The organism is Kitasatospora sp. NPDC085895, assembly GCF_040702125.1.
Taxonomy (GTDB): domain Bacteria; phylum Actinomycetota; class Actinomycetes; order Streptomycetales; family Streptomycetaceae; genus Kitasatospora; species Kitasatospora arboriphila.
The window spans coordinates 142,698-166,172 of sequence record NZ_JBFBJY010000010.1 but is presented as its reverse complement, the minus strand read 5'-3'; the positions used below and the strand labels follow the sequence as shown (position 1 = coordinate 166,172).

The following is a 23,475-nucleotide window of genomic DNA, read 5'->3' as shown; positions in this document are numbered from 1 at the left end:
CCCCTTGCGCCCCCCCGCTTTTTTCAACCCCCCCCCCCCCCCGCCCCCCACCACACCCCCCCCCCCCCCGCCCCCCCGGGGCCCCCCCCGGGGGGCCCGCGCCGCGGCCCGCAGGCGCCCGCTCGGCGCGCGGGCCGCGGCGTCCTGCGGCACGGTGGACGAGGGCCCGCACACCGTCCCTCGTCACCCACTGCTGGGAGATGCGCCATGACCGACCACGTCTACCGAGTCACCGAGATCGTCGGCTCCTCCGCCGAGGGCATCGACCAGGCGATCCGCAACGGCATCGACCGGGCGTCCCGCACCCTGCGGAACCTGGACTGGTTCGAGGTGACCCAGGTCCGCGGACACCTCGTGGACGGCCGGATCGAGCACTACCAGGTCGGACTGAAGGTCGGCTTCCGGCTGGACGACGCGGACTGACACCGCCCGCGGACGCACGAGGGCCGGGGCGGACAGCACACGTGCTGCCCGCCCCGGCCCTCGCGTCACCCCGGAGAACCGAGGGGAGGGACGGCTCAGTGGCCGCCCTTCTCCTCCAGGCGCTTGATCGAGGCCGTGATCTCGGCCTCGGCCTCGGCGCGGCCGACCCAGTTGGCGCCCTCCACCGACTTGCCGGGCTCCAGGTCCTTGTAGACCTCGAAGAAGTGCTGGATCTCCAGGCGGTCGAACTCCGAGACGTGGTGGATGTCCCGCAGGTGCTCCCAGCGCGGGTCGGTCGCCGGGACGCAGAGCAGCTTGTCGTCGCCGCCGGCCTCGTCGGTCATGTGGAACATGCCGATGGCGCGGCACTTGATCAGGCAGCCCGGGAAGGTCGGCTCGTCCAGGATGACCAGCGCGTCCAGCGGGTCGCCGTCCTCGCCGAGCGTGCCCTCGACGTAGCCGTAGTCGGCCGGGTAGCGGGTCGAGGTGAAGAGCATGCGGTCAAGGCGCAGACGACCGGTCTCGTGGTCGACCTCGTACTTGTTGCGCGAGCCCTTCGGGATCTCGATCAGGACGTCGAACTCCAAGGTTCCTCCAAGGTAGAAACTGACAGAATCCAGTGTCTCGCACGGCAGGGAGTGCTCGGGAAAGGGGCCGGTCGGTGAACGCGCGTGCACGGGTGTGGAGGGGTCGCCGGGCCGTCGCCGCCGGAGCCGTCGCGACGGTGCTCGCGGTCGCCGGACCGCTCGCCGCACCCACCGCGGCGGCCGATCCCGGCCCGGCCGCCGGCCGGCAGGACCGGCACCGCTCGGACGACGGCACCGACGGCGCCCACCGCCGGAGCACCGGCGCCGACGACAGGAAGAACGATTCCGGGTCGGGCAAGGGCACGGCCCGCCGGCACCGCAGCGCCCCGGTGAAGGGCCCGGTGCTCGCCGCCGCGGACGCCGCCGGCGTGCCCACCGGCGACGGCGTGCACCGCTCCCTCGACCCGGCCGTCCACGACGGCGCCCTCGCCACGCTGAACCTCGCGGTCGCCGACGCCACCACCGGCACGCTGCTGTACGGCTCCGGGGAGAACACCCCGGCCACCCCCGCCTCCACCACCAAGCTCGCCACCGCCGTCGCCGCGCTCGCGCTGATCCCGCCGACCACCCGGATCGCCACCACCGTCGTCCGCGGCAGCGACCCCGGCAGCATCACCCTCGTCGGCGGCGGCGACCCGACCCTCACCGCGCTCCCCGCCGACCAGGTCCGTGTCGGCGGCCAGCCGGTGGACGCCGACACCGCCCCGGCCTCGCTCACCGACCTCGCCGCCCGCACCGCGGCCGCCCTCAAGGCCGCCGGCACCACCACCGTCCGGCTCGGCTACGACACCTCGCTCTACACCGGCCCGCTGCTCCACCCCGAGCACGACGCCACCAACATCGCCGCGGTCACCCCGCTGATGGTCGACGAGGGCCGGATCGACCCGAAGTCCCCCGACGAGGCCCCCGCCCGGGTCTTCGACCCCGCCGGGCAGGCCGCCGGGGCCTTCGCCGACCGGCTGCGCGCCGAGGGCGTGGCCGTCGACGGCACCCCCGCGCGGACCACCGCCCCGGCCGGCGCCGCCGCGATCGCCGAGGTCCGGTCGCCGACCGTCCCGCGGCTCGTCGAGCGGCTGCTCACCACCTCCGACAACACCCTCGCCGAGGCCGTCGCCCGGCAGGTCGCGATCGCCGCCGGGAAGCCGGCGAGCTTCGAGGGCGCCTCCGCCGCCACCCTCCAGGCGCTCACGGCGCTCGCCGTCCCGACGGCGGGCGTGGTGCTCAACGACGGCAGCGGCCTCAGCAGCAAGAACCTGATCCCGCCGATCACCCTCACCGAACTGCTCGCCCGGGCCGCCGCCCCCGACCACCCCGGGCTGCGCCCGGTGCTGACCGGCCTGCCGGTCGCCGGATTCACCGGCACCCTGGTCAACCGGTTCGGCGCCCGTTCCGGCGCCGCCGGGGCGGCCGGCGTCGTCCGGGCCAAGACCGGCACCCTCTCCGGCGTGGCCACCCTGGCCGGCACCGTCGTCGACGCCGACGGCCGGGTGCTGGTCTTCGCGCTGATGAGCCGGACGAACGGGAGCGACGCCCGCGGCGCGGTCGACCGGATCGTCGCCAGGATCGCCGCCTGCGGCTGCCGCTGACCCGCCCGCCGCGGCACCCCGGCACCGGCACGGCAGGTTCCCTCCCTCCACCGCCCCGGAGCACGTACGGTGAGGGCATGACGAGCGCGAGCGGCGGAGCAGGAATGGTCGACTGGAACCTCGCGGTCGCGACCGCCACCCGGCTGGCCAGGCCGGGCCCGGAGGTGACCCGCGAGGAGGCCGTCAAGGTGGTCGCCGAGCTGCGCCGGCACGCCCTGGAGGCCGAGGAGCACGTGCGCGGCTACACCGGGCTCAGGCCCGCCCGGCTGTCCGACGCCGAGGCCACCCCGGTGCTGGTGGTCGACCGGCCCGGCTGGGTGCGCGCCAACGTCGCGGGCTTCCGCACCATCGTCCAGCCGCTGGTGGACCGCCTCCAGGCCCGCCGCAGCGAGAGCGCCGGCTCCCAGGTGTTCGGCAGCATCGGCGAGAAGGCCACCGGCATCGAGGTCGGCGCGCTGCTGGCCTTCCTGTCCACCAAGGTGCTCGGCCAGTACGAGACCTTCGCGCCCGCCGAGCCGCCGGACAGCCCCGCCGGGCTCTTCGACAAGCCACGCCGCGGCCCCGAGCCGCCCGGCCCGGGCCGGCTGCTGCTGGTCGCGCCGAACATCGTCCAGGTCGAGCGGGAGCTGGACGTGGACCCGCACGACTTCCGGCTCTGGGTCTGCCTGCACGAGGAGACCCACCGCACCCAGTTCAGCGCGGTGCCGTGGCTGCGCGACCACATCCAGTCCGAGGTGCAGTCCTTCCTGGCGCAGACCGACATCGACCCCGGCGCGCTGCTGGAGCGGGCCCGCGAGGTCGTCGCGGACGGCTTCCCGGGCCTCGGCGGGCGCGGCGACGGTTCGGGCCCGCAGACCCTGCTGGAGGCCGTCCAGTCGCCCGGCCAGCGCGAGGTGCTGGGCCGGCTGACCGCGGTGATGTCGTTGCTGGAGGGCCACGCCGACGTGGTCATGGACGGCGTCGGCCCCGCGGTGGTGCCGAGCGTCGCCGAGATCCGGGAGAAGTTCCAGCGTCGCCGCGACCGCGGCGCCAGCCGGCTGGACCTGGTGCTGCGCAGGCTGCTCGGCATGGACGCCAAGCTGCGCCAGTACCAGGACGGTGCGGTCTTCGTCCGCGGCGTGGTGGACCGGGTCGGCATGGCCGGCTTCAACCGGATCTGGACGTCGCCGAACACCCTGCCGACCAAGGAGGAGATCCACGACCCGGCCGCCTGGGTCGCCCGGGTGGCCCGCTGACCCGTCCGCCGGCGACCGCACACCTGCCCAACCCGGGCCGACGGCGGCCGAATGAACGTTTTTCCATTCACCCGTACGTGGGACCGTGGACCCCGCGCTGGCGTGCACGGCCTGGCAGCGGGCCGCTTTCTGCGACCATCTGTGAGCGCCCGGTGACCGTGAGCGTGCGAGGTTCCCCGCCCCGCCGCCCGGGCCGGCCGCCGTCCCTCCCCCTCTCCGTCAAGGAGTGCACCCCGTGGGCCCACACCCCGCCGTCGCGGCGATACGCCTCGCCGTCCGCCGCACCCTCGCCGACCTCGCGGCCGAGGCCGGCGTCCCCGTCGCCGCACCGGTCCGCGCCCCGCAGAGCCGGCCCGCCGCCGCCGCGCTCGTGCCGGCCGGCGCCACCACCCTGATCGGCAACGCCCGCCGCCACCCCTCCGGGCTGCCGCGCACCCCCGCCGCCCCCGGCTCGCCGCTCGTGCTGGTCGCCGTCAGCGGCGGCGCCGACTCGATGGCCCTGGCGACCGCCACCGCCTTCGAGGCCCCCAAGCTCGGCCTGCGGGTGGGCGCCGTCACCGTCGACCACGGCCTGCAGGCCGGTTCCGCCGAGCGCGCCGAGCAGGTCGCCGTCCGGCTGCGCGAACTCGGCCTCGACCCGGTGGAGGCCGTCCCCGTCCGGGTCGGCCGCGACGGCGGCCCGGAGAACGCCGCCCGGGACGCCCGCTACGCCGCCCTCGACGCCGCCGCCGACCGCCACGGCGCGCTCGCCGTCCTGCTCGGCCACACCCGCGACGACCAGGCCGAGACCGTCCTGCTCGGCCTCGCCCGCGGCTCCGGCGCCCGCTCGCTGGCCGGCATGCCCGCCCAGAAGGGCCGCTACCGCCGGCCGCTGCTCGAACTCGACCGCGCCGCCACCCGCCAGGCCTGCTCGGCGCAGTCCATCCCGGTCTGGGACGACCCGCACAACTCCGACCCGGCCTACACCCGCGCCCGGGTCCGCCACGAGGTGCTGCCGGTGCTGGAGAAGCACCTCGGCGGCGGCGTGGTCGAGGCGCTCGCCCGCACCGCCCGGCTGTTCCGCGACGACGCCGACGCGCTCGACCAGTGGGCCGCCCTCGCCGAGCGCGACCTCCGAACGGCCGAAGGCTCCCTGGACGTCGGCCGGCTCGCCGAACTGCCGCCCGCGGTCCGCCGCCGGGTGCTGCGCCGGGCCGCGCTGCGTGCGGGTTGCCCTGCCGGCGGCCTGTTCGCCCGGCACCTGGAGAGCGTCGACCTGCTGGTCACCGGCTGGCGCGGCCAGGGGCCGCTGCACCTACCCGGGGGGGTCGAAGCGACCCGCCGGTGTGGCACGCTGGTGTTTCGGCGGCAGAGCGACTAGCGGCATCCGGTCGCGTAGCCGCCGCCGACACAGACCCCGAACGTTTGAGGACGTATCCCCGGTGGATCAGAACGACATGGGCGCCGACCTGGCGAAGGTGCTCATCAGCAAGGACGAGATCGACGCCAAGCTGCTTGAGCTGGCCGAGCGGATCGACCGGGACTACGCCGGGAAGGACCTGCTGCTGGTCGGCGTGCTCAAGGGCGCCGTCATGGTGATGGCCGACCTCGCCCGGACGCTGCACTCCCAGGTGACCATGGACTGGATGGCCGTCTCCTCCTACGGGATGGGCACCAAGTCCTCCGGCGTGGTGCGGATCCTCAAGGACCTCGACACCGACATCGCCGGCCGGGACGTGCTGATCGTCGAGGACATCATCGACTCCGGTCTGACGCTGTCCTGGCTGCTCGGCAACCTCGGCTCGCGCCGCCCCGCCTCGCTCGAGGTGTGCACCCTGCTGCGCAAGCCGGACGCCGCCAAGGTGGAGATCGACGTCAAGTACGTCGGCTTCGACATCCCCAACGAGTTCGTGGTCGGCTACGGCCTCGACTACGCCGAGAAGCTGCGCAACCTGCCGTTCATCGGCACGCTGGCGCCGCACGTCTACGGCGGCTGACGCCGTCCGGGCGGCGGGTGGGAACAGCACGCCGTTCCCACCCGTTGTGCCGAGGTAGGAAAATACGTCGTGCCGTCGTGCTCCCGCCGCGTGCGGGTGGTACTGCGGTACGGTCCAATGAACCGCTCTTCTCATGAGCAGATACCGGATGCGCCGCGGCCGAGGCCGCGCAGCGCCGTCGAGTGGCAGGAGGGACGGGGCGGCGACGCCCCGCATGGATGGACGTCAAGCGATACTTCCGTGCGCCGATCATGTGGATCGTGCTGGCCGTCCTCGCCGTCATCGTGTTGATGCAGGTCGTCTCGGACTCGAGCGGCTACAAGACGGCGGACACCGGCCAGGTCATTGCGGCGATCAACAGCAACCAGGTCAAGCAGGCGCAGCTCACCACCGGTGACTCGAACCTGATCAAGATCGAGCTGAAGGACGGCCAGCAGCTGCCGGCCAAGGCCAACGGCAAGGCCCCCAGCGGCAGCAAGTTCCAGGCCTCGTACGTCTCGGACGGCCAGGCGAACGCCATCGCCGACACGCTCCAGCAGTCGTACAAGAACGGCCAGCTGCCCAACAACTACACCGTCACCCCGGAGCGACAGTCGACCTTCGTCAGCCTGCTGCTGTCGATGCTGCCGATCGTCATCATCGTCCTCGTCTTCCTGTTCCTGATGAACCAGATGCAGGGTGGCGGCTCCCGGGTCATGCAGTTCGGCAAGTCCAAGGCCAAGCTGCTCACCAAGGACACCCCGAAGACCACGTTCTCGGACGTCGCGGGCGCGGACGAGGCGGTGGAGGAGCTCCAGGAGATCAAGGAGTTCCTGCAGGAGCCGTCGAAGTTCCAGGCCGTCGGCGCCAAGATCCCCAAGGGCGTGCTGCTGTACGGCCCGCCCGGCACCGGCAAGACCCTGCTGGCCCGTGCCGTGGCCGGCGAGGCGGGCGTGCCGTTCTACTCCATCTCCGGTTCCGACTTCGTCGAGATGTTCGTCGGTGTCGGTGCCTCCCGGGTGCGCGACCTGTTCGAGCAGGCCAAGGCGAACGCCCCGGCGATCATCTTCGTCGACGAGATCGACGCCGTCGGCCGGCACCGCGGTGCGGGCCTCGGCGGCGGCCACGACGAGCGCGAGCAGACGCTGAACCAGCTGCTCGTCGAGATGGACGGCTTCGACGTCAAGGGCGGCGTCATCCTGATCGCCGCGACCAACCGCCCGGACATCCTGGACCCGGCGCTGCTGCGCCCGGGCCGCTTCGACCGGCAGATCGCCGTCGAGCGCCCCGACCTCCAGGGCCGCCTGGACATCCTCAAGGTGCACCAGAAGGGCAAGCCGATCGCGCCCGACGTCGACCTCTCGGCCGTCGCCAAGCGCACCCCCGGCTTCACCGGCGCGGACCTCTCCAACGTCCTCAACGAGGCGGCCCTGCTGACCGCCCGCTCGGACAAGAAGCTGATCGACAACCTCGTCCTCGACGAGGCCATCGACCGCGTCGTGGCCGGCCCGCAGAAGCGGACCCGGATCATGTCCGACCGCGAGAAGAAGATCACCGCGTACCACGAGGGCGGCCACGCCCTGGTCGCGGCGGCCTCCCCGAACGCGGACCCGGTCCACAAGATCACCATCCTGTCCCGCGGCCGTGCCCTGGGCTACACGATGGTGCTCCCGGACGAGGACAAGTACTCGACCACCCGCAACGAGATGCTCGACCAGCTGGCCTACATGCTGGGCGGCCGCGCCGCGGAGGAGCTGGTCTTCCACGACCCGACCACCGGCGCGTCCAACGACATCGAGAAGGCCACCGCCACGGCCCGCGCGATGGTCACCCAGTACGGCATGAGCGAGCGCCTCGGCGCGATCAAGTTCGGCTCCAGCGACTCCGAGCCGTTCCTGGGCCGCGAGATGGCCCACCAGCGCGACTACTCCGAGGAGATCGCCGGGCTGGTGGACGAGGAGGTCAAGAAGCTCATCGAGAACGCGCACAACGAGGCCTGGGAGATCCTGGTCGAGAACCGCGACGTGCTCGACAACCTCGTGCTGGAGCTGCTGGAGAAGGAGACGCTGAACAAGGAGCAGATCGCCGAGATCTTCTCCACGATCGTGAAGCGCCCCGCCCGCCCCGCGTGGACGGGCTCCTCCCGCCGCACCCCCTCCACCCGCCCGCCGGTGCAGTCCCCGAAGGAGCTGGCGCTGACCAACGGCGTCGCCTCCTCCCACGAGGCCGCCCCGGTGGACGTCATGAAGCTGCCGCCCGCCGAGGGCTCCACCGAGAGCTGAGCGGCCGCCCGTACGGAATGAATGCCGCGCCACCGGGGTTTGTACCCTGGAGGCGCGGCATTCGTGCTGCCGGGCCCGGTGCCCGACGAACGACCACCCACTGGCAATGAGGCAAGCGAGGTCCGCATGATCGACCCGGTGACTCTCGACGGTGAGCCCACCGTCGGGCACTTCGACCAGAAGCGCGCCGAGAACGCGGTGCGCGAGCTGTTGATCGCCGTGGGCGAGGACCCGGACCGCGAGGGCCTGCTGGAGACGCCGGCCCGGGTGGCCCGCGCCTACAAGGAGATATTCGCGGGGCTCTGGCAGCAGCCGGAGGACGTGCTCACCACCACCTTCGACATCGGCCACGACGAGATGGTGCTGGTGAAGGACATCGAGGTCTTCTCGACCTGCGAGCACCACCTGGTGCCCTTCCGCGGCGTCGCGCACGTCGGGTACATCCCGGCCACCACCGGCAAGATCACCGGCCTGTCGAAGCTGGCCCGCCTGGTCGACGTCTACGCCCGCCGCCCGCAGGTCCAGGAGCGGCTGACCAGCCAGGTCGCCGACGCCCTGATGACCATCCTGGAGCCCCGCGGCGCGATCGTCGTCATCGAGTGCGAGCACATGTGCATGTCGATGCGCGGTATCCGCAAGCCCGGCGCCAAGACCATCACCTCGGCCGTCCGCGGCCAGCTCCGCGACCCGGCCACCCGCGCCGAGGCGATGAGCCTGATCGCCGCCCCGTAGCACTCGGCCCCGTAGCACCCCGCGCCGTAGCACCCCGCGCGGCTCGCCCCGGGGCGGGGGCCGCGCTACTGCCGCGGCTCGCGGTCCGGCGGCGGCGCCAACCGGTCGCTCATCCACTCCAAGGCCGCGGGGAGCTCCCGGCGCCAGGTCTCGAAGCTGTGCCCGCCGTCGTCCAGGAAGAGCGAGTCCACGGTGAAGTCGGGGTTGTTCGCCGCGACCTGCTGGGCGGTGGCCAGGAACTGCTGGGTCGCCTGGTAGTTGTCCTCCGTCCTGGTGCTGACCACCAGCAGCGAGGCGTGCGGGGCCGGCAGGTTCTTCAGCCGCCAGTTCAGGTCCGACTGCGAGGCGGCCTGCGCGTCGCCCCGGAAGAGGTCGCCGTCCGTCCAGCGGTCGTTCGGCACCTGGTAGTCCGCGTGCAGGGCGGCCGCGTTCGGGAAGGCGTCCGGACTGCGCATCGCCATCCGCAGCGCGCAGCTCCCCCCGGTCGAGTAGCCGAACACCCCCCAGGAGGCGGGGGAGTGGCTCGCCCGGTAGGCGGACCTGATCGCCGTCGGGACGTCCTTGGTGAACCAGGTCTCCGACCGCGGGCCGCCGGCCACGTCCACGCACTCGGTGTTCCGCGGCGGCGCCACCGTCGGCCGGGCCATCACCACGATCGTCGGCGACATCCGGCCGGCCTGCTCCAGCTCCGACACCGTCTGCGGCACCCGCAGCCCCTCCACCAGGTGCAGCGACGGGCCGGGGTAGCCGCCGATCGCCAGCATCACCGGGAACCGTTCGCGGGCGTACTTCGGGACGAAGTACTCCGGCGGCAGGTAGACGAAGACCTGGTCGGACAGCCCCGACTCGGTGCCCGTCACCTTCACCGAGTCGACCCGCCCGACCTCCTCCGGCCTGCCCGCCGGCAGCACGTCCTTCACCGTCTCCAGCCCGCCCTCGGAGGTCGGCTCGACCAGCTTCTGGGAGTCCGGCGCAGCGCCCCTGGCGTGCTCCGAGCTGGTCAGCGCCAGGGCGGCCCCGCCCGGGTGCAGCAGGTCGTTCCACGAGGTGTAGAAGCTGTACGTGTTGTTGACCGCCAGCGCCAGCACCCCCAGCACCGAGGCCTGAACCACCGTCAGCAGGCCCAGGCGCCCCAGCACCGCCAGCGGCCGCTGGCGGGCCAGCCGGGGCCACAGCCAGAGGGTGGCGGCCAGGCCCGCGACCGCCGTCGCGACCAGCGAGTACACCAGCGACCTGCTGGTCAGTTCCATGGCGGCGCCTTCCGTCGGGCAGGGGTGGGGCCAGGGTTCATCGTGCGTTCGCCCACCACCCCGGGCCACCGGGGCTAGCCTGACCGGGCGTCGGATCCCGACGCCGCCCGGGGTGCTGATCCGGGTGCAACCGAGGCCCTAGAATGCGGCGTCCACCGAGTGCAGTGCGTGAACCACCGTCCCCGTCGTGACGGCCGCTGCGCGCCGTCCCCGCGACCGCCGTCCGGTCGCCCGGTCCCCTCCGGACCGGGCCCGGGAGCGGTCCACCACCCGTCCCCAGGCTCCCCCTCGGCCCGGGAGGCGCCCGACCGGCATGCCCGCCGGCGGGGCCTTCTTGACCAGCGGATTGCCCGATCAAGGAATAGTCATGAAGGTCCATCACAACTCCTACTTCGGAGTGACAGGACGAGCCGGATCAGCCCCTACGCTGAACTTCCATGAGCGTTCCCGTGTCCGTTGAGCCGTCGACCGAGCAGCCCCGCCGAGGCGGGCTGCAGACGCTGCGCACCCAGGCCGCGGCCGTCCCCCGCGCCTGGCTTCCGGGCGTGGTCGGCTACGCCTGCCTGCTGATCGGCCTGCTCGACATCTGCAGCGCCGTCTTCCCGAAGCTCCGCCACACCCGGATGCACACCTTCGCCGGGCAGCTGCCGGGCGCGACCACCACGCTCGCCGCGGCGGGCACGCTCATGGTCGGCGTCCTGCTGGTGCTCCTCGCCCACGCCCTGCGCCGCCGCAAGCGGCGGGCCTGGCGCGCGGTCGTCGTCCTGCTGCCCGTGGGCGCCGCCCTGCACCTGCTGCGCTGGCACCAGACCGGTCCCGCCGTGATCTCCCTGGTGCTGTTCGCGGTGATCCTGGTGCACCGCCGCGAGTTCTACGCCAAGGCCGACCCGCGCACCCGCTGGCGCGCGCTCGTCAACCTGGTCGTCATGGGCGTCTTCAGCGTCCTGCTCGGCCTGCTGATCGTGAGCGTCCACCCGAAGTCGGAGATCGGCGACCCGTCGACGGTCCAGCGACTGCAGGAGACGGTCTACGGCCTCTTCGGCTTCGACGGCCCGATCCGCTACGGCTCCGACCGGATCTCCGACCTGGTCGCCTACTCGCTCGGCGCGCTCGGCCTGCTGACCGCCTTCACCTCGGCCTACCTGCTGCTGCGCCCGGAGAAGCCCGAGCCGGAGCTCACCGTCGAGGACGAGGTCAAGGTCCGCGAGCTGCTGGCCCGCCACGGCACCCGCGACTCGCTCGGCTACTTCGCGCTCCGCCGCGACAAGAGCGTCCTCTTCTCGCCCTCCGGCAAGGCCGCCATCTCCTACCGCGTCGTCTCCGGCGTGATGCTCGCCTCCGGCGACCCGGTCGGCGACGTCGAGGCCTGGCCCGGCGCGATCAAGGTCTTCATGGCGGAGGCCCGCGAGCACGCCTGGGTCCCCGCGGTGATGGGCTGCAGCGAGGTCGGCGGCGAGGTCTGGACGCGCGAGGCCGGTCTCGACGCGCTGGAGCTCGGCGACGAGGCGATCGTCGACACCGCCACCTTCTCGCTCTCCGGCCGCGCCATGCGCAACGTCCGCCAGATGGTCAAGCGGATCGAGCGCAACGGCTACTCCTGCCAGGTCCGCCGGGTCGGCGACCTCACCCTGGAGGAGCGCCGGCAGATCGCCGACGCCGCCTGCCGCTGGCGCGGCACCGACACCGAGCGCGGCTTCTCCATGGCGCTCGGCCGCTTCGGCGACCCCACCGACGACCGCTGCGTCGTCGTCACCGCCCACAAGGCCCCGGCCGAGGGCGAGCCGGCCGGCGCGCCCGGCAGCGACCTCAAGGCGGTGCTGCACTTCGTGCCCTGGGGCCCCGACGGCATCTCGCTGGAGCTGATGCGCCGCGACCGCGAGGCCGACCCCGGCCTCAACGAGCTGCTCATCGTCGCCGCCCTGCAGGCCGTCCCCGCCATGGGCGTCAAGCGGGTCTCGCTGAACTTCGCGATGTTCCGCTCCGCCCTCGCCCGCGGCGAGCGGATCGGCGCGGGCCCGGTGCTGCGCGCCTGGCGCGGCCTGCTGGTGTTCCTCTCCCGCTGGTTCCAGATCGAGTCGCTGTACAAGTTCAACGCCAAGTTCCAGCCGGAGTGGGAACCCCGCTTCCTCGTCTACAAGCAGACCCGGGACCTCCCGCGGATCGGCTTCGCGGCGATGCAGGCGGAGGCCTTCATCACCCTCGGCATGCCGCGCCTGGGCCGCGCCAAGCAGCGCCAGGGCCTCATGCCCGAGCCCGACCAGGCCAGGCTGGCCGCGGTCACCGAGGCCGCCTGACCGACGGCCGCGCGGCTCGGCCCGCACCACCCGCCCGCGGCGGGCACCGGACCCCGGTGCCCGCCGCGGGCGCGTTCCGGCCGCCCGTTCCGGCCGCCGGGTGGCTCGATAATGGCCCCATGGACAACCTGCCCGGCCTCCCGACCCTCGACCGCTGCGCCGTGATGGGGGTGGTGAACGTCACCCCCGACTCCTTCTCCGACGGCGGCCTGTGGCTCGATCCGGCCGCGGCGGTGGCGCACGGCCTGCGGCTCACCGCCCAGGGCGCCGACCTGATCGACGTCGGCGGCGAGTCCACCCGGCCCGGCGCCCAGCGGGTCACCGAGGAGGAGGAGCTGCGCCGGGTCGTCCCCGTCGTCCGCGAGCTCGCCGCCGCCGGCGTGGTCGTCTCGGTGGACACCATGCGGGCGAACGTCGCCGCCGCCGCGGTGGAGGCCGGCGCCCGGCTGGTCAACGACGTCTCCGGCGGCCTCGCCGACCCCGGGATGGCCGAGGTGGTCGCCGCCACCGGCGCGCCCTTCGTGGTGATGCACTGGCGCGGCCAGTCCGCCGACATGGACTCCCTCGCCGTCTACGACGACGTGGTCGCCGACGTCGCCGCCGAACTCACCGCCCGGGTGGCCGCCCTGCTGGCCGCCGGCGTCAAGGAGGAGCAGCTCGTCCTCGACCCCGGCCTCGGCTTCGCCAAGACCTCGGAGCACAACTGGGCCCTGCTCGGCCGGCTCGACGCGCTGACCGCGCTCGGCCGCCCCGTGCTCGTCGCCGCTTCACGCAAGCGCTTCCTGGGTACGCTGCTCGCCAACCCGGAAACCGGGGAGCTGCGCCCGGCGAGGCAGCGGGACGACGCCACCGCGGCGGTCTCCGTGCTCTCCGCCCGGGCCGGCGCCTGGGCCGTCCGGGTGCACGACGTGGCCGGCACGGCGGACGCCGTACGAGTGGTCGCGGCCTGGCAGCAGGCCGCCCGAAGGGGGTAGGCGTGGCAGGAGCCCGGCAGGAGGCACAGTGCGGGACGACGACGAGGCCGGCCCGCCGATCGGAGGCGGCGCGATGAGCGGCGACCGGGCGGCGGCCCTGGAAGTGGACCGCGAGGCCGTCCTGGCGGCGAACCAGGCGCTCTACGAGGCACTGGAGAACGGCGACCTGGAGGCCGTCGAGGCCATCTGGCTGGGCGCCGGGGACGCCGACGACAAGACCGGCGTGGTCTGCGTCCACCCGGGCTGGCCGGTGCTGCGCGGGCGGGCCCAGGTGACCCGCTCATACATGCTGATCATGGCCAACACCGAGTACATCCAGTTCTTCCTGACCGACGTCGAGTGCGAGGTGCAGGGCGATGTGGCCCTCGTCACCTGCACCGAGAACATCCTCTCCGGCGGCGAGGCCGAGGAGGAGGGCGAACTCGGCCCGCTGGTCGGCGGCAAGGTCGTCTCCACCAACCTCTTCCGCCGCACCCAGGACGGCTGGCGGATCTGGTCGCACCACGGCTCACCCGTTCTGACCAGCGGAGACGACGAGGACGAGGACTGACCCCGGAGGAGGGCCCGCAGCGTCGCCGGAACGGCACGAAACGTTCACGTCAATCGCCGATCCGGCGCGCGTGGCGCCCCGCCCTGCCGGGTAGACGGTCTGGACCGCGGTCACCCGGAGGTAGATTCGAGGGACGGCGGGCGACGGTGCCCGCCTTCGCCCTGTCCTCGGTCGGGGCCGTCTTCTGGGAGCAGTGATTCGTTTGCTGGACCGCGTCACCCTGCGGGGCCTGCGTGCCCGCGGCCACCACGGCGTCTTCGAACGGGAGCGCATCGAGGGCCAGACCTTCGTCGTCGACCTCGTGCTCTTCCTGGACACCCGGCCGGCCGCGGCGGGCGACGACCTCACCAGGACCGCCCACTACGGCGTGATCGCCGAGGAGGTCACCGCGGTGATCGCCGGCGACCCCGTCGACCTGATCGAGACGCTCGCCCAGCGCATCGCCGACCAGTGCCTCAAGCACGAGCCCGTCCAGGAGGTCGAGGTCACCGTGCACAAGCCGGACGCCCCGATCACCGTCCCGTTCGACGACGTGACCGTCACCATCCACCGGGGCCGCGCATGACGTGCCGGCTGCCCCGCCCCCGAGCCGCAGAGGGAACCCGATGAGCACCAGCGACCCGACCGCCTCGCCGACCACGTTCGACCTGGAGCGCCGGGTGGACAGTGCCGACTCCACCCTGCAGACCGTCCGCCACGCCGCGATCGCCCTCGGCGCCAACCTCGGCAACCGCCTGGAGACCCTCCAGGGAGCCGTCGACGCCCTCGCCGACACCCCGGGCATCAAGGTGACCGCGGTCTCCGGAGTGTTCGAGACGGACGCCGTCGGCGGCCCCGCCGACCAGCCGTCCTACTTCAACGCCGTGGTGCTGCTGCGCACCACGCTGCCCGCCGACTCGCTGCTGGAACGCGGCAACGCCGTCGAGGACGCGTTCGGGCGGGTCCGCGAGGTCCGCTGGGGCCCGCGCACCCTCGACGTCGACATCCTCGCCGTGGAGGGCGTCCTCAGCGACGACCCGCACCTGCTGCTGCCGCACCCGCGCGCCCACGAGCGCGCCTTCGTGCTCGCCCCTTGGCTGGACGCCGACCCCGCGGCCGAGGTACCCGGCCGCGGCCAGGTCGCCGACCTCCTGAAGGAGCTCGGCGGCGAGGACGCCCAGGGCGTCCGCCGCCGCGCCGACCTGCAGCTGCGCCTGCCGGAGTAGGACCGCCGCACGGCCCGGCGGGCGGGAACTTCCCCGCCCGCCGGGCCGTCCGTACAGGTGGCGCGCGACGGCCCGGTACGGTGGGCACGCACCGCCGCACCGCGACGGTCCGTCAGGGACAGCAGTCCGTCGCCTCCGCCGGGAAGGACATCGTCCGCGTGAAGCCGCTCCGTCTGCGCCTGCTGCTCGGCATCACCGCCGTCGCGGGGGTGCTCTCCTGGTCCGGGGCCAAACTCTGGGGGTCGCTGGGCAGCCTGCCCGGTGTCCCGGCCGCGGCACCGCTGGTGCTCGCGGCGGTCGCCGTGGTGCTGCTCGCCACCGCGATCTCGCTGCGCTCCCGGCTGAAGGCGGTCCGCGAGCGGCAGCCGGACGCCAAGGGCGTGGACCCGCTGCACGCCGCCCGGGCCCTGGTGCTCGCGCAGGCCAGCGCACTGGTCTCCGCGGTGGTCACCGGCATCTACGCCGGCACCGGGGTCTACCTGCTGGAGCAGCTCGACATCGCCGCCCGCAAGTCGCAGGCGGTCACCGCCGGCTTCGCCGTCCTGGCCGGCGCCGCCGTGATGGCCGCCGCGCTCTGGCTGCAGCACATCCTCCGGCTGCCCGAGGACCACGACAACGGCCGGCGCCACCCGGCCGAGCCCTCCCCGCGCTGACCCCGCCCCTTCCGGGGTCCGGCCGCTCCGGACCCCGGCGCGGGGTTCAGCGCGGCGGCACCGCGGTGGTCTCCGCGCCCCGCCCGGCGACCACCCGGCCGATGTTCTCCAGCGAGGCGGACGGCCCGTCCGGTGCCGCGTCGAAGTACGCGGAGTGGCTGGCGAACGGGTGCTCGGGATCGCCCGGTGCCACCTCGAAGCGGTGCGCACCGAAGCCGGCGTCCGCCGGGTCCCGGCCGAACCACAGCTCGTTCGGGCCGGTCGCCTGCCCGAGCGCCGCCGCGGCCGGGCCGCCCAGCAGCATCCCGCCGGCCACCCCGGAGCCGGCCGGCAGCCGGCCGACCGGATCGTGCTCGGCCACCCCGACGTACACGTGGCCGGCGCCCACCTTCAGCCCGTCCGCCCGGTCCACCCCGGCCCCGGGACTGCCCACCAGCACCACGTCGTCCATCCCGGTGCCGTCCTGCCGGGCGGCGAGCCCGACGACCAGCGAACCGTAGCTGTGCCCGACCGCGGTGACGTGCGCCGGCTCCCCCGGCCGGGCCGCCCGCAGCCCGCCCAGGAAGCGGTTCAGGTCGGCCGCGCCGGCCTTCGCCCGGGCGTCGCCCGCCACCTCGGCGGAGCGCAGGCTCAGCCCCTCGTTCGGCGGGGCGTCGTAGCCCAGCCACACCATCGCCGCCGTCGTCCGGCCGCCCCCGCAGCGGGCCGCCGCGGTGCGGATCCGCTCCGCCCGCTCGGCGTCCCCGCGACCCGCGGCGGCCAGCTCGGTGCCGAAGCCCGGCACGTACACCGCCACGTCGTCCGCGGTGTCCGGGTCGCCGTACCCGAGGACGGCCCGGCCCTGGCCCTGTGCACCGAGCGCGAGCAGCAGCAGGTCGCCGCCCGCCGGATCGCCCTCCGCCAGCCGGGCGGCGACGGCCCGCAGGCCCTCCCGCAGCGGGCCGGACAGCACGTCCGGGTGCTCCAGCAGCCGGGACAGCTGCAGCCGGTTGGCGCGGTCCCGGTCGCGGGCGGGCAGCCCGTCCAGGGCGCCGACCAGGTCCGGTCGACCCTCCGTCAGGGCCGCACGGGCGCCCGGCGCCAGACCGCGCCACCAGGCGGCGACCTCACCGGGGCCGGCGCCGGGCGGCGGCAGCAGCGCCCGCAGCGCGGCGTTCAGCGGCTCCCGCGGGTCTGACAGCCGGCCGAGTCCCGCCACCGCCGCGGCCGGCGTCAGCGCCCGGCCGTCCCGCGCCGCCGCGGCCAGTGCCGTCAGCCGCTGGGCAGCCGCGGTGTCCGCCCGCTCCGCCGCCGCGACGGCACCCGAGGGATCGCCCGGCAGCGCCGCCTGCGCCACCGCGAAGGCCTCCGCCGCCTGACGCAGCGTCTCCTGGACGAGCGTCAGCTCCACCCAGGCCGCCTGCAGCCGGCCGGTGACCCGGTCGACCGCGGCACCCGCCAGCTCGGCGGCCCGGCCCTGCCAGCCGGAGCCGTGCACCCGGCCCGCGGTCTGCCGGGCCCACGCCTGGTGGTGCCCCTCCAGCGCGGCGGCCAGGGCACCGTACGCGGCCGCGGCGGCCGGCAGTTCGGCCGGCCGGGCGGCGGCCAGCGCGGCGGCGTCCACCTCAGCCCGCCGGGGTGAGGCTGCGGCGGACGGACTCGTCGGCGGCGGTGTAGCCGTCGGCCGTCCGCACCAGATCGGCGCCGATCGTGCCGAGGTCGTCCGCCAGCCGCTCGAACAGCCGGTGCCACGCATCGGCGCAGTCCCGCAGCGCGGCGGCCGTCCGCCAGCCCGGCAGCGCCGCGGCCGCCGCGTCGGCCGGGCCGAGCACCGCACGGGCATCGGCGCGCAGCTGCTCCGCGGTCCGCCGGGCGGCCTGCCCGGCCGCGGTCAACTCTCCAGGGTGCACACGGAAACCGGGGGACACGGGCACCTCGCTCAACGGTCGGAATGTCGCCCGCCATGGTAACGGCCCGTGATCGCACCGCGGCGCCGAGTATTTCCGACGGGCTGTCAAGAGCCGAATGAGTGGCGAGGCTGACAGGGCCCCGATTCGCACGCTAGTTTCTTGGCATGTCTCGTGGACGCCACCGTCATTCCTCCGTCCTCGGCCGCTACGCGCCACCTGTCGCCATCGGTGTGCTCGTGCTCGCCGCCGTGGCCGCGTTGGTGGCCACACCGGATCCGGTGGTGGCGCGTTCCGTCGGCGTCGCCGCCGTGGTCGCGGCCGTCGGGCTCGGCCTCCTGCTGCGCCAGCGCGACCGCGCGGCCCGGGCCGCCCTGCAGCTCGCCGCGACCAGGCGGCTGCGCCTGGAGGAGCGGTTCGAGGAGCAGCTCGCCGAGGCCGAGTACGCGGCCGAGGTCGCCGAGGAGCGGGCCACCCGCTTCGGCCGCCGGCTGACCGCCGAGAAGTCCCGGCTCGCCAAGGCCGAGACCGAGATCGCCCGTCTGTTGCGCGAGCGCGCCGTCGCGGTCGCCGAGCAGGCCATGCGCGAGGCCGAGGCCGCCAAGCGCGCCCTGGAGGCCGCCCGTCCCAAGCACCCGGCGAGCCCGGCCGCGTACGTGCGGGCCGCCGCCGCGCTGCGCCACCTGGAGCGCGTCGGCAACGAGGCGGAGGTGCGCCGCCGCGAGGGCGAGGCACGGGCCCAGCTGGAGCTCCGGCCGCGGATGCCCGAGCCGGTGCCCGTCGCCCGCCCGAAGGCCCAGGAGACCGCCCCGGGGGCCGTCGTACCGGCCCCCGGGCCGGCTGCCGACCGGCCGCTCACCGCGCCGCCCGCGCTGCGCCCCCGCACCGGCACCGTCGTGCCCGCCGCCCGTGTCCGGGCGGCCGGGCGGGGCCCCGGATTCAGCTTCTTCGGCCGGCCCGCCACCGCCGCGGCACTGCGGGCCGCCGCCCCGGCGCCCGCCGTCGGCGACCTGGCCGACCTGGCCGACGTCGTCGGCGACGAGGCGCTGGCCGAGAGCGTCCGCTACGCGGCCCCCGCGACTCAGGTCCTCCCCGTGGAGCAGGCGCCTTCGGCCGAGCAGGCCTCCCCGGTGGAGCCGGCCCGGACGGAGCCGGCCCCGGTGGCGGACGCCGAGCACGGCCGCCCCGAGGTGGTCGACCTGACGCCGCACGAGGACACCGAGATGCTGCAGCTCCCCGAGCTGCGCGCCGGACGCTCCTGACGGCAGGCGCAGGCACCGGCACGAACGCAGAACGGGCGATGCCCGGGAATCCGCAGGGATTCCCGGGCATCGCCCGTTCGTGGCGCGCCGGAGGTTGACGGTCCGGCAGGCTGCCGGTGCGTCAGACGTTGACGCCGAAGTCCTGCGCGATGCCGACCAGGCCCGAGGCGTAGCCCTGGCCGATGGCGCGGAACTTCCACTCGGCGCCGTTGCGGTAGAGCTCGCCGAAGATCATGGCGGTCTCGGTGGCGGCGTCCTCCGACAGGTCGTAGCGGGCGATCTCGGCGCCGCCGGCCTGGTTGAGCACGCGGATGTAGGCGTTGCGGACCTGGCCGAAGCTCTGGCCGCGGCTGACCGCGTCGTAGATCGAGACCGGGAAGGTGATCCGGGTGACGTCGGCCGGCAGGGCGGCCAGGTTGACGTTGATCTGCTCGTCGTCGCCGGCGCCCTCGCCCGTCCGGTTGTCACCGGTGTGGACGACCGTGTTGTCCGGGGTGGCGGTGTTGTTGAAGAAGACGAAGTGACGGTCGGAGTACACCTTGCCGTCGTTGTTCAGCACGATCGCGCTGGCGTCGAGGTCGAACTCCGCACCGGTGGTGGTGCGGACGTCCCAACCGAGGCCGACGGTGATGGCGGCCAGGCCGGGGGCCTCCTTGGTCAGCGAGACGTTGCCACCCTTGGAGAGGCTCACGGGCATGGTGTGTGTGTCCCTTCGGTCGCTTTTGTTCGGAAGAACGCTGCTCGCGGGGGCCATGGTTCCAGGCCCGGCCGAATTTCTCGTACGAACCGTCGCTCAGCGGCGTGCCGCGGGCGCGCGGGGCCGGCGGAGCGCCGGTCAGATCCGGGGGAAGCGGCCCTGCACCGACCAGATGTTCGGATTGTCGGCCAGGCCCTCGTGCAGGTCCGTCAGATCGGCCAGCACGTCCTGCAGGAAGTCGCGGGCCTCGCGACGGAAGTCCGCGTGGCGCACCACCAGCGGCTCGGCGTCCCGCAGCCAGGTCGCGGTGACCTCCACCCAGCCGAACCGGCGGGCGAACCGCAGCAGCTCGGTGTTCTGGGTGAAGTCGAGGTCGGCGGTCCGCACGGCGGCGGAGCGGCTGCCCTGCGGGTCCTCGTCCAGCTGCTCGGCGATGTCGCACAGCGCCCAGGCGAAGTCCAGCACCGGCACCCAGCCCCAGCGGGTCTCCACGGCCTCGCCGTCCACCTCCAGGTAGACGTCGCCGCAGAACAGGTCGTACCGCAGGCTCCGCACGGGGGCCTGCCGGTAGTCGGTCTGCGGCGGGTCGGGGAAGCGGTTGGACAGGGAGTACCCGAGCTCGATCACCGCCTCATTCTCGCAGGAACGGGCAGTGCCCCCGGAGGACGGCGACCTCGGGGGCGGTCGCCGGGGGCCTTGGAGTCGCTTTGCTCCGTGCGGTTAACCGCGTGACCTCGGGGCGGTGGGGCGGGATGATGGACGCATGTCCGAGCCCATCCGCGTACGGGGGTCGGTGGTCGTCCCCGACGCCGAGCTCGTCTGGCGCTTCTCGCGTTCCTCCGGCCCCGGCGGCCAGCACGTGAACACCTCCGACACCCAGGTCGAGCTGCGCTACGACCTGGCGGCGTCGGCCGCCCTGCCCCCGGTGTGGAAGGAGCGCGCCCTGGAGCGCCTCGCCCACCGCCTGGTGGACGGCCGGGTGCTGGTCGTGCGGGCCTCCGAGCACCGTTCGCAGTGGCGCAACCGGGAGACCGCCGCCGCGCGGCTGGCCGCGCTGCTCGGCGAGGCGACCGCGCCGCCGCCGAAGGCGCGCCGGGCGACCCGGCCGAGCCGCGGCATGGTCGAGCGCCGGTTGGAGAACAAGCGGCACCGCGCGCAGCTGAAGCAGGGCCGGTCCCGGGTCCGACCGGCGGACTGACGCCGCGTCGGGCCGCGGGCCGGCGGGCGGCGGTGGTTCAGGCGAGCTTGCGGTAGTCGCCGCGGAAGTACAGCAGCGGCTTGGCGCCGGGCTGCTGCACCCGGGCCTCCAGCACCCGGCCGATCACCAGGACGTGGTCGCCCGCGGTCACCCGCTGCTCGGTGCGGCACTCCACGGTCGCCAGTGCGCCCTCGATCAGCGGGGCGCCGCTGTGCTCCCCGCGGCGGTGCGGGGTGTCGGCGAAGAGCAGCCGGTCGCTGAGCCGGCCCTTCATGGCGAACCGGGAGGCGGCGGTGCGCTGCTCCTCGGCGAGCAGGGAGACGGCCCAGGTCTCGGCGCGGGTGAGCACGTCGTCCATCCGGGAGTCCTCGCGGACCGAGACCAGCACCAGCGGCGGCTCCAGCGACACCGACAGGAACGAGGTCGCCGTCATGCCCGCGTCCTCGCCGTCCTCCGGGTCGTTGGCGGTCACCAGGGCGACGCCCGAGGCGAGCTGCGAGAGGGCGGCCCGGAACTCGTCGGGGCCGGCCGTACGGATGGGCGAGGGTTGCGAGGAGGTGTGCACGTACCGCACGGTAGTCCGCGCCCGCGCGGAGCGGAATCGGGCCCTGGTCGTAGGACCGGGGGCCGGTACGGGCCGCCCTGTCGCGGTCCGTTGTCCGGGTTCGTCATGGTTCGTGGCTGCCCGGAGCGGAGTGGGCACGGGCAAGTGATGTGATTTGAGTCACAAGTGACGGCCTATTGCTGACCGAGCGTGCCTATCGCTGTGCTCGCTGTGATTCAGTTCTTCTGGCAATCGGACGATAACCACCACCGCCAATCCGAAGCAGCCGGGGAGCCCCCGCATGGAAGCCGAGTCGGAGCCCTACGTCCGCCTCGCGACCCTCCGCACCTTGCACCGGGTCGTGGCGGACCTCAACGCTGCCCGCAGCCTGGCCGGCACGCTGCAGGCCGTGGTGGAGGGCGCCGTGCACGGGCTCGGGTTCGACGCGGCCGCGGTGAGCCTCGTCCGGCCCGACGGCGACCTGGTGGTGGCGGCGGTCTGGGAGGTCGAGGAGAGCGGGGTGGGCGGCCCGGCGGTGCTGCTCGGCCAGGTCGGCTCCCGGGAGTCCTGGGACCGCATGCTCAGCGTCAGCGACCACTGGGGCACGCTGCGCTTCCTGCCGTACGACCGGGGCTGGGCGATCGGCACCGACGTGCCGACCTGGACGGGCGACGGTCCGCTGCCGGTCTACGCCAACGACTGGCACCCCCGCGACTTCCTCTTCGCGCCGATGTACAGCGCCGGCGGCGACCTGCTCGGGGTGCTCTCGGTCGACCGGCCGCGCAGCGGCAAGCGGCCCGGCGCCTGGACGCGCGAGGCCCTGGAGATGTTCTCCCTGCAGGCCTCCATCGCGATCGGCAACGCCAGGCTGCGCGCCGAGATGCAGCGCGCGCTCGCCCGGCTGGAGAAGGAGCAGCAGGCACTGCGGGCCAGCGAGGAGAGCTTCCGTCAGGCCTTCGAGTACGCGCCCAGCGGGATGGCCATCACCGAGCTGCACGGTGCCGCGCGCGGCCAGCTCACCCGGGTCAACGACGCGCTGTGCCGGCTGCTCGGCCGCCCCCGGGCGACGCTGCGCCGGCAGAGCTTCGCCGACCTCGTCCACCCGGAGGACCTCGCCCTGCTGCAGCGCACCAGTGCCGAGGGCGGCCGCGCCGAGCTGCGGCTCTCCCGCCGGGACGGCGGCTACCAGTGGGTCTGCCTGCGCAACTCGGTGGTGGCGGACGCCGGCGAGGGGCCGAGCTTCCTGCTGACCCACGTCGAGGACATCGAGGACCGCAAGCGCCACGAGCTGCAGCTGGCCCACCGGGCCAGCCACGACGCGCTGACCGGCCTGCCGAACGGCGCCGAGCTGCGCACCCGCCTCGGCCGCCGGCTGTGCAGCCTGCCGCCCGCCGCGGCCGCCGGGCACGGTCCGGCCTTCGCCCACCCCGAGTTCTCCTACAGCGCGCACACCGCCTACGACGGCCCCGGCGGCCCGACCGCCCTGGCGCACGGCTACGGCACCTCGGACCCGGCCTTCGACCGCGACCTGGAGGCCTTCGCCGCGGGCGAGGTGCTCAGCCGCTTCGACCACGACCCGGCGCACGTGCACACCGCGGTGCCCGCGGAGCAGCCGGACGGGCCGGAGCCGTGGAACGCGGGGCACGGGGCGCACCGGGCGCCGGGCGCGCCGGACAAGGGCCTGGCGGTGCTCTTCTGCGACCTGGACGGCTTCAAGTCCATCAACGACCGGTTCGGCCACAACGCGGGCGACGCGGTGCTGATCGAGGTGGCGCGGCGGCTGCAGCAGGCCGTCCGCGAGGGGGACACCGTCGCCCGGCTCGGCGGCGACGAGTTCGTGGTGCTGGCCGACGGCATCGGCCGCGAGGAGGCGAAGGACCTCGCCGGCCGGCTGCGGAACGCGATCATCCCGCCGATGCGGATCGACAACCGGGCGATGCGGGTCGGTGTCAGCCTCGGCATCGGCTGGGCGGGTTGCGGCATGTCGATCGAAGAGGTGCTGCACGCCGCCGACGAGCGGATGTACGACGAGAAGCGGGCGCGTGGAGGTTCGGTGAGGGGAACGCGGGGGGAGCGTTCCCACCGTCGCGCCGGTTAGCACATCCCTTGATCGGCTTTCCCCGCGGTGGGCCCCGGCAGGTAGGGTGCCGCTGGTACGAGCG

The 23,475-nt window shown here is 74.2% G+C and carries 23 protein-coding genes; 16 read left to right on the top strand and 7 right to left on the bottom strand.

Annotation, left to right across the window (positions count from 1 at the left end; genetic code table 11):
• The first annotated feature begins 207 nt into the window (after nucleotides 1-207).
• The gene (locus AB0442_RS09480) at nucleotides 208-423 is read left to right on the top strand and encodes a dodecin (protein ID WP_263104140.1); all 216 of its coding nucleotides are present in this window, start codon (nucleotides 208-210) and stop codon (nucleotides 421-423) included.
• A 95-nt stretch (nucleotides 424-518) separates the two neighbouring features.
• Here AB0442_RS09480 and AB0442_RS09475 read toward each other — a convergent pair whose 3' ends face one another.
• The gene (locus AB0442_RS09475) at nucleotides 519-1,010 is read right to left on the bottom strand and encodes an inorganic diphosphatase (RefSeq protein WP_263104139.1); all 492 of its coding nucleotides are present in this window, start codon (nucleotides 1,008-1,010) and stop codon (nucleotides 519-521) included.
• A 74-nt stretch (nucleotides 1,011-1,084) separates the two neighbouring features.
• On the opposite strand from AB0442_RS09475, the gene dacB reads away from it, so the two are divergent.
• From dacB to folE, 6 genes are all read left to right on the top strand, one after another.
• A complete protein-coding gene (gene dacB / locus AB0442_RS09470) occupies nucleotides 1,085-2,596 on the top strand; it encodes a D-alanyl-D-alanine carboxypeptidase/D-alanyl-D-alanine-endopeptidase (RefSeq protein ID WP_366161789.1) in 1,512 nt (503 codons plus the stop codon).
• A gap of 77 nt (nucleotides 2,597-2,673) precedes the next feature.
• Entirely contained in the window at nucleotides 2,674-3,831 is a 1,158-nt protein-coding gene (locus tag AB0442_RS09465) for a zinc-dependent metalloprotease (protein ID WP_366161788.1), read from the top strand.
• Nucleotides 3,832-4,066: 235 nt separating this feature from the next.
• On the top strand, nucleotides 4,067-5,191 hold the full coding sequence (gene tilS / locus AB0442_RS09460) for a tRNA lysidine(34) synthetase TilS (RefSeq protein ID WP_366161787.1): 1,125 nt from the start codon (nucleotides 4,067-4,069) through the stop codon (nucleotides 5,189-5,191).
• Nucleotides 5,192-5,252: 61 nt separating this feature from the next.
• Nucleotides 5,253-5,807, top strand: coding sequence for a hypoxanthine phosphoribosyltransferase (gene hpt / locus AB0442_RS09455; RefSeq protein WP_030268775.1), 555 nt, complete (start codon nucleotides 5,253-5,255; stop codon nucleotides 5,805-5,807).
• 218 nt (nucleotides 5,808-6,025) lie between these two features.
• Nucleotides 6,026-8,068 (top strand): ATP-dependent zinc metalloprotease FtsH, encoded by a 2,043-nt coding sequence (gene ftsH, locus AB0442_RS09450; protein WP_344622572.1) that lies wholly within the window; start codon nucleotides 6,026-6,028, stop codon nucleotides 8,066-8,068.
• 126 nt (nucleotides 8,069-8,194) lie between these two features.
• Nucleotides 8,195-8,800, top strand: coding sequence for a GTP cyclohydrolase I FolE (gene folE / locus AB0442_RS09445; protein ID WP_366161785.1), 606 nt, complete (start codon nucleotides 8,195-8,197; stop codon nucleotides 8,798-8,800).
• Nucleotides 8,801-8,865: 65 nt separating this feature from the next.
• On the opposite strand, the gene AB0442_RS09440 is transcribed toward folE, so the two are convergent.
• Nucleotides 8,866-10,050, bottom strand: coding sequence for an alpha/beta hydrolase-fold protein (locus AB0442_RS09440; RefSeq protein ID WP_366161784.1), 1,185 nt, complete (start codon nucleotides 10,048-10,050; stop codon nucleotides 8,866-8,868).
• Between the two features lie 437 nt (nucleotides 10,051-10,487).
• Between AB0442_RS09440 and AB0442_RS09435 the strand changes: the two genes are divergently transcribed.
• The 6 genes from AB0442_RS09435 to AB0442_RS09410 all read left to right on the top strand — a co-directional run bounded on the left by AB0442_RS09435 (nucleotide 10,488) and on the right by AB0442_RS09410 (nucleotide 15,726).
• Complete coding sequence (locus AB0442_RS09435; protein ID WP_366161783.1) at nucleotides 10,488-12,344, top strand: phosphatidylglycerol lysyltransferase domain-containing protein; 1,857 nt, start codon at nucleotides 10,488-10,490, stop codon at nucleotides 12,342-12,344.
• 119 nt (nucleotides 12,345-12,463) lie between these two features.
• Nucleotides 12,464-13,318, top strand: a complete 855-nt coding sequence (folP, locus tag AB0442_RS09430) for a dihydropteroate synthase (protein WP_366161782.1) — start codon at nucleotides 12,464-12,466, stop codon at nucleotides 13,316-13,318.
• A 73-nt stretch (nucleotides 13,319-13,391) separates the two neighbouring features.
• Entirely contained in the window at nucleotides 13,392-13,868 is a 477-nt protein-coding gene (locus AB0442_RS09425; RefSeq protein WP_344622615.1) for a nuclear transport factor 2 family protein, read from the top strand.
• Between the two features lie 205 nt (nucleotides 13,869-14,073).
• Nucleotides 14,074-14,433 (top strand): dihydroneopterin aldolase, encoded by a 360-nt coding sequence (gene folB, locus AB0442_RS09420; protein ID WP_030268790.1) that lies wholly within the window; start codon nucleotides 14,074-14,076, stop codon nucleotides 14,431-14,433.
• Between the two features lie 40 nt (nucleotides 14,434-14,473).
• Nucleotides 14,474-15,073, top strand: coding sequence for a 2-amino-4-hydroxy-6-hydroxymethyldihydropteridine diphosphokinase (gene folK / locus AB0442_RS09415; RefSeq protein WP_366161781.1), 600 nt, complete (start codon nucleotides 14,474-14,476; stop codon nucleotides 15,071-15,073).
• Nucleotides 15,074-15,231: 158 nt separating this feature from the next.
• Nucleotides 15,232-15,726 (top strand): DUF3180 domain-containing protein, encoded by a 495-nt coding sequence (locus AB0442_RS09410; RefSeq protein ID WP_344622566.1) that lies wholly within the window; start codon nucleotides 15,232-15,234, stop codon nucleotides 15,724-15,726.
• A 46-nt stretch (nucleotides 15,727-15,772) separates the two neighbouring features.
• Here the strand turns inward: AB0442_RS09410 and AB0442_RS09405 are convergent, their stop codons facing one another.
• Both AB0442_RS09405 and AB0442_RS09400 read right to left on the bottom strand, forming a co-directional pair.
• Nucleotides 15,773-17,329 carry an alpha/beta hydrolase gene (locus AB0442_RS09405; RefSeq protein WP_366161780.1) on the bottom strand — a complete coding sequence of 519 codons (1,557 nt, stop codon included), beginning with the start codon at nucleotides 17,327-17,329 and terminating at the stop codon, nucleotides 15,773-15,775.
• 1 nt (nucleotide 17,330) lies between these two features.
• Nucleotides 17,331-17,600 carry a hypothetical protein gene (locus AB0442_RS09400; RefSeq protein ID WP_344622564.1) on the bottom strand — a complete coding sequence of 90 codons (270 nt, stop codon included), beginning with the start codon at nucleotides 17,598-17,600 and terminating at the stop codon, nucleotides 17,331-17,333.
• Between the two features lie 179 nt (nucleotides 17,601-17,779).
• Between AB0442_RS09400 and AB0442_RS09395 the strand changes: the two genes are divergently transcribed.
• Complete coding sequence (locus tag AB0442_RS09395) at nucleotides 17,780-18,874, top strand: hypothetical protein (RefSeq protein WP_366161779.1); 1,095 nt, start codon at nucleotides 17,780-17,782, stop codon at nucleotides 18,872-18,874.
• Nucleotides 18,875-18,995: 121 nt separating this feature from the next.
• Here the strand turns inward: AB0442_RS09395 and AB0442_RS09390 are convergent, their stop codons facing one another.
• Nucleotides 18,996-19,571, bottom strand: a complete 576-nt coding sequence (locus tag AB0442_RS09390; RefSeq protein WP_030268801.1) for a TerD family protein — start codon at nucleotides 19,569-19,571, stop codon at nucleotides 18,996-18,998.
• A 138-nt stretch (nucleotides 19,572-19,709) separates the two neighbouring features.
• Nucleotides 19,710-20,198: a hypothetical protein gene (locus AB0442_RS09385; protein WP_366161778.1), complete on the bottom strand. Its 489-nt coding sequence runs from the start codon at nucleotides 20,196-20,198 to the stop codon at nucleotides 19,710-19,712.
• 136 nt (nucleotides 20,199-20,334) lie between these two features.
• On the opposite strand from AB0442_RS09385, the gene arfB reads away from it, so the two are divergent.
• The gene (gene arfB / locus AB0442_RS09380; RefSeq protein ID WP_344622561.1) at nucleotides 20,335-20,769 is read left to right on the top strand and encodes an alternative ribosome rescue aminoacyl-tRNA hydrolase ArfB; all 435 of its coding nucleotides are present in this window, start codon (nucleotides 20,335-20,337) and stop codon (nucleotides 20,767-20,769) included.
• A 37-nt stretch (nucleotides 20,770-20,806) separates the two neighbouring features.
• Here arfB and AB0442_RS09375 read toward each other — a convergent pair whose 3' ends face one another.
• Nucleotides 20,807-21,334 (bottom strand): flavin reductase family protein, encoded by a 528-nt coding sequence (locus tag AB0442_RS09375; protein WP_363540796.1) that lies wholly within the window; start codon nucleotides 21,332-21,334, stop codon nucleotides 20,807-20,809.
• Between the two features lie 280 nt (nucleotides 21,335-21,614).
• Here AB0442_RS09375 and AB0442_RS09370 point away from each other — a divergent pair, with 280 nt between their 5' ends.
• Nucleotides 21,615-23,411, top strand: a complete 1,797-nt coding sequence (locus AB0442_RS09370) for a diguanylate cyclase (RefSeq protein ID WP_366161777.1) — start codon at nucleotides 21,615-21,617, stop codon at nucleotides 23,409-23,411.
• The last annotated feature ends 64 nt before the right edge of the window (nucleotides 23,412-23,475 follow it).

What these genes read in the sequence shown, in the direction of transcription:
- AB0442_RS09390 (WP_030268801.1), bottom strand. Translation starts at nt 19,571, where the DNA reads ATGCCCGTGAGCCTCTCCAAGGGTGGCAACGTCTCGCTGACCAAGGAG.
- folE (WP_366161785.1), top strand. Translation starts at nt 8,195, where the DNA reads ATGATCGACCCGGTGACTCTCGACGGTGAGCCCACCGTCGGGCACTTC.
- AB0442_RS09425 (WP_344622615.1), top strand. Translation starts at nt 13,392, where the DNA reads ATGAGCGGCGACCGGGCGGCGGCCCTGGAAGTGGACCGCGAGGCCGTC.
- AB0442_RS09440 (WP_366161784.1), bottom strand. Translation starts at nt 10,050, where the DNA reads ATGGAACTGACCAGCAGGTCGCTGGTGTACTCGCTGGTCGCGACGGCG.
- AB0442_RS09435 (WP_366161783.1), top strand. Translation starts at nt 10,488, where the DNA reads ATGAGCGTTCCCGTGTCCGTTGAGCCGTCGACCGAGCAGCCCCGCCGA.
- ftsH (WP_344622572.1), top strand. Translation starts at nt 6,026, where the DNA reads ATGGACGTCAAGCGATACTTCCGTGCGCCGATCATGTGGATCGTGCTG.
- AB0442_RS09465 (WP_366161788.1), top strand. Translation starts at nt 2,674, where the DNA reads ATGACGAGCGCGAGCGGCGGAGCAGGAATGGTCGACTGGAACCTCGCG.
- arfB (WP_344622561.1), top strand. Translation starts at nt 20,335, where the DNA reads ATGTCCGAGCCCATCCGCGTACGGGGGTCGGTGGTCGTCCCCGACGCC.
- folP (WP_366161782.1), top strand. Translation starts at nt 12,464, where the DNA reads ATGGACAACCTGCCCGGCCTCCCGACCCTCGACCGCTGCGCCGTGATG.
- AB0442_RS09370 (WP_366161777.1), top strand. Translation starts at nt 21,615, where the DNA reads ATGGAAGCCGAGTCGGAGCCCTACGTCCGCCTCGCGACCCTCCGCACC.
- AB0442_RS09395 (WP_366161779.1), top strand. Translation starts at nt 17,780, where the DNA reads ATGTCTCGTGGACGCCACCGTCATTCCTCCGTCCTCGGCCGCTACGCG.
- folK (WP_366161781.1), top strand. Translation starts at nt 14,474, where the DNA reads ATGAGCACCAGCGACCCGACCGCCTCGCCGACCACGTTCGACCTGGAG.
- AB0442_RS09480 (WP_263104140.1), top strand. Translation starts at nt 208, where the DNA reads ATGACCGACCACGTCTACCGAGTCACCGAGATCGTCGGCTCCTCCGCC.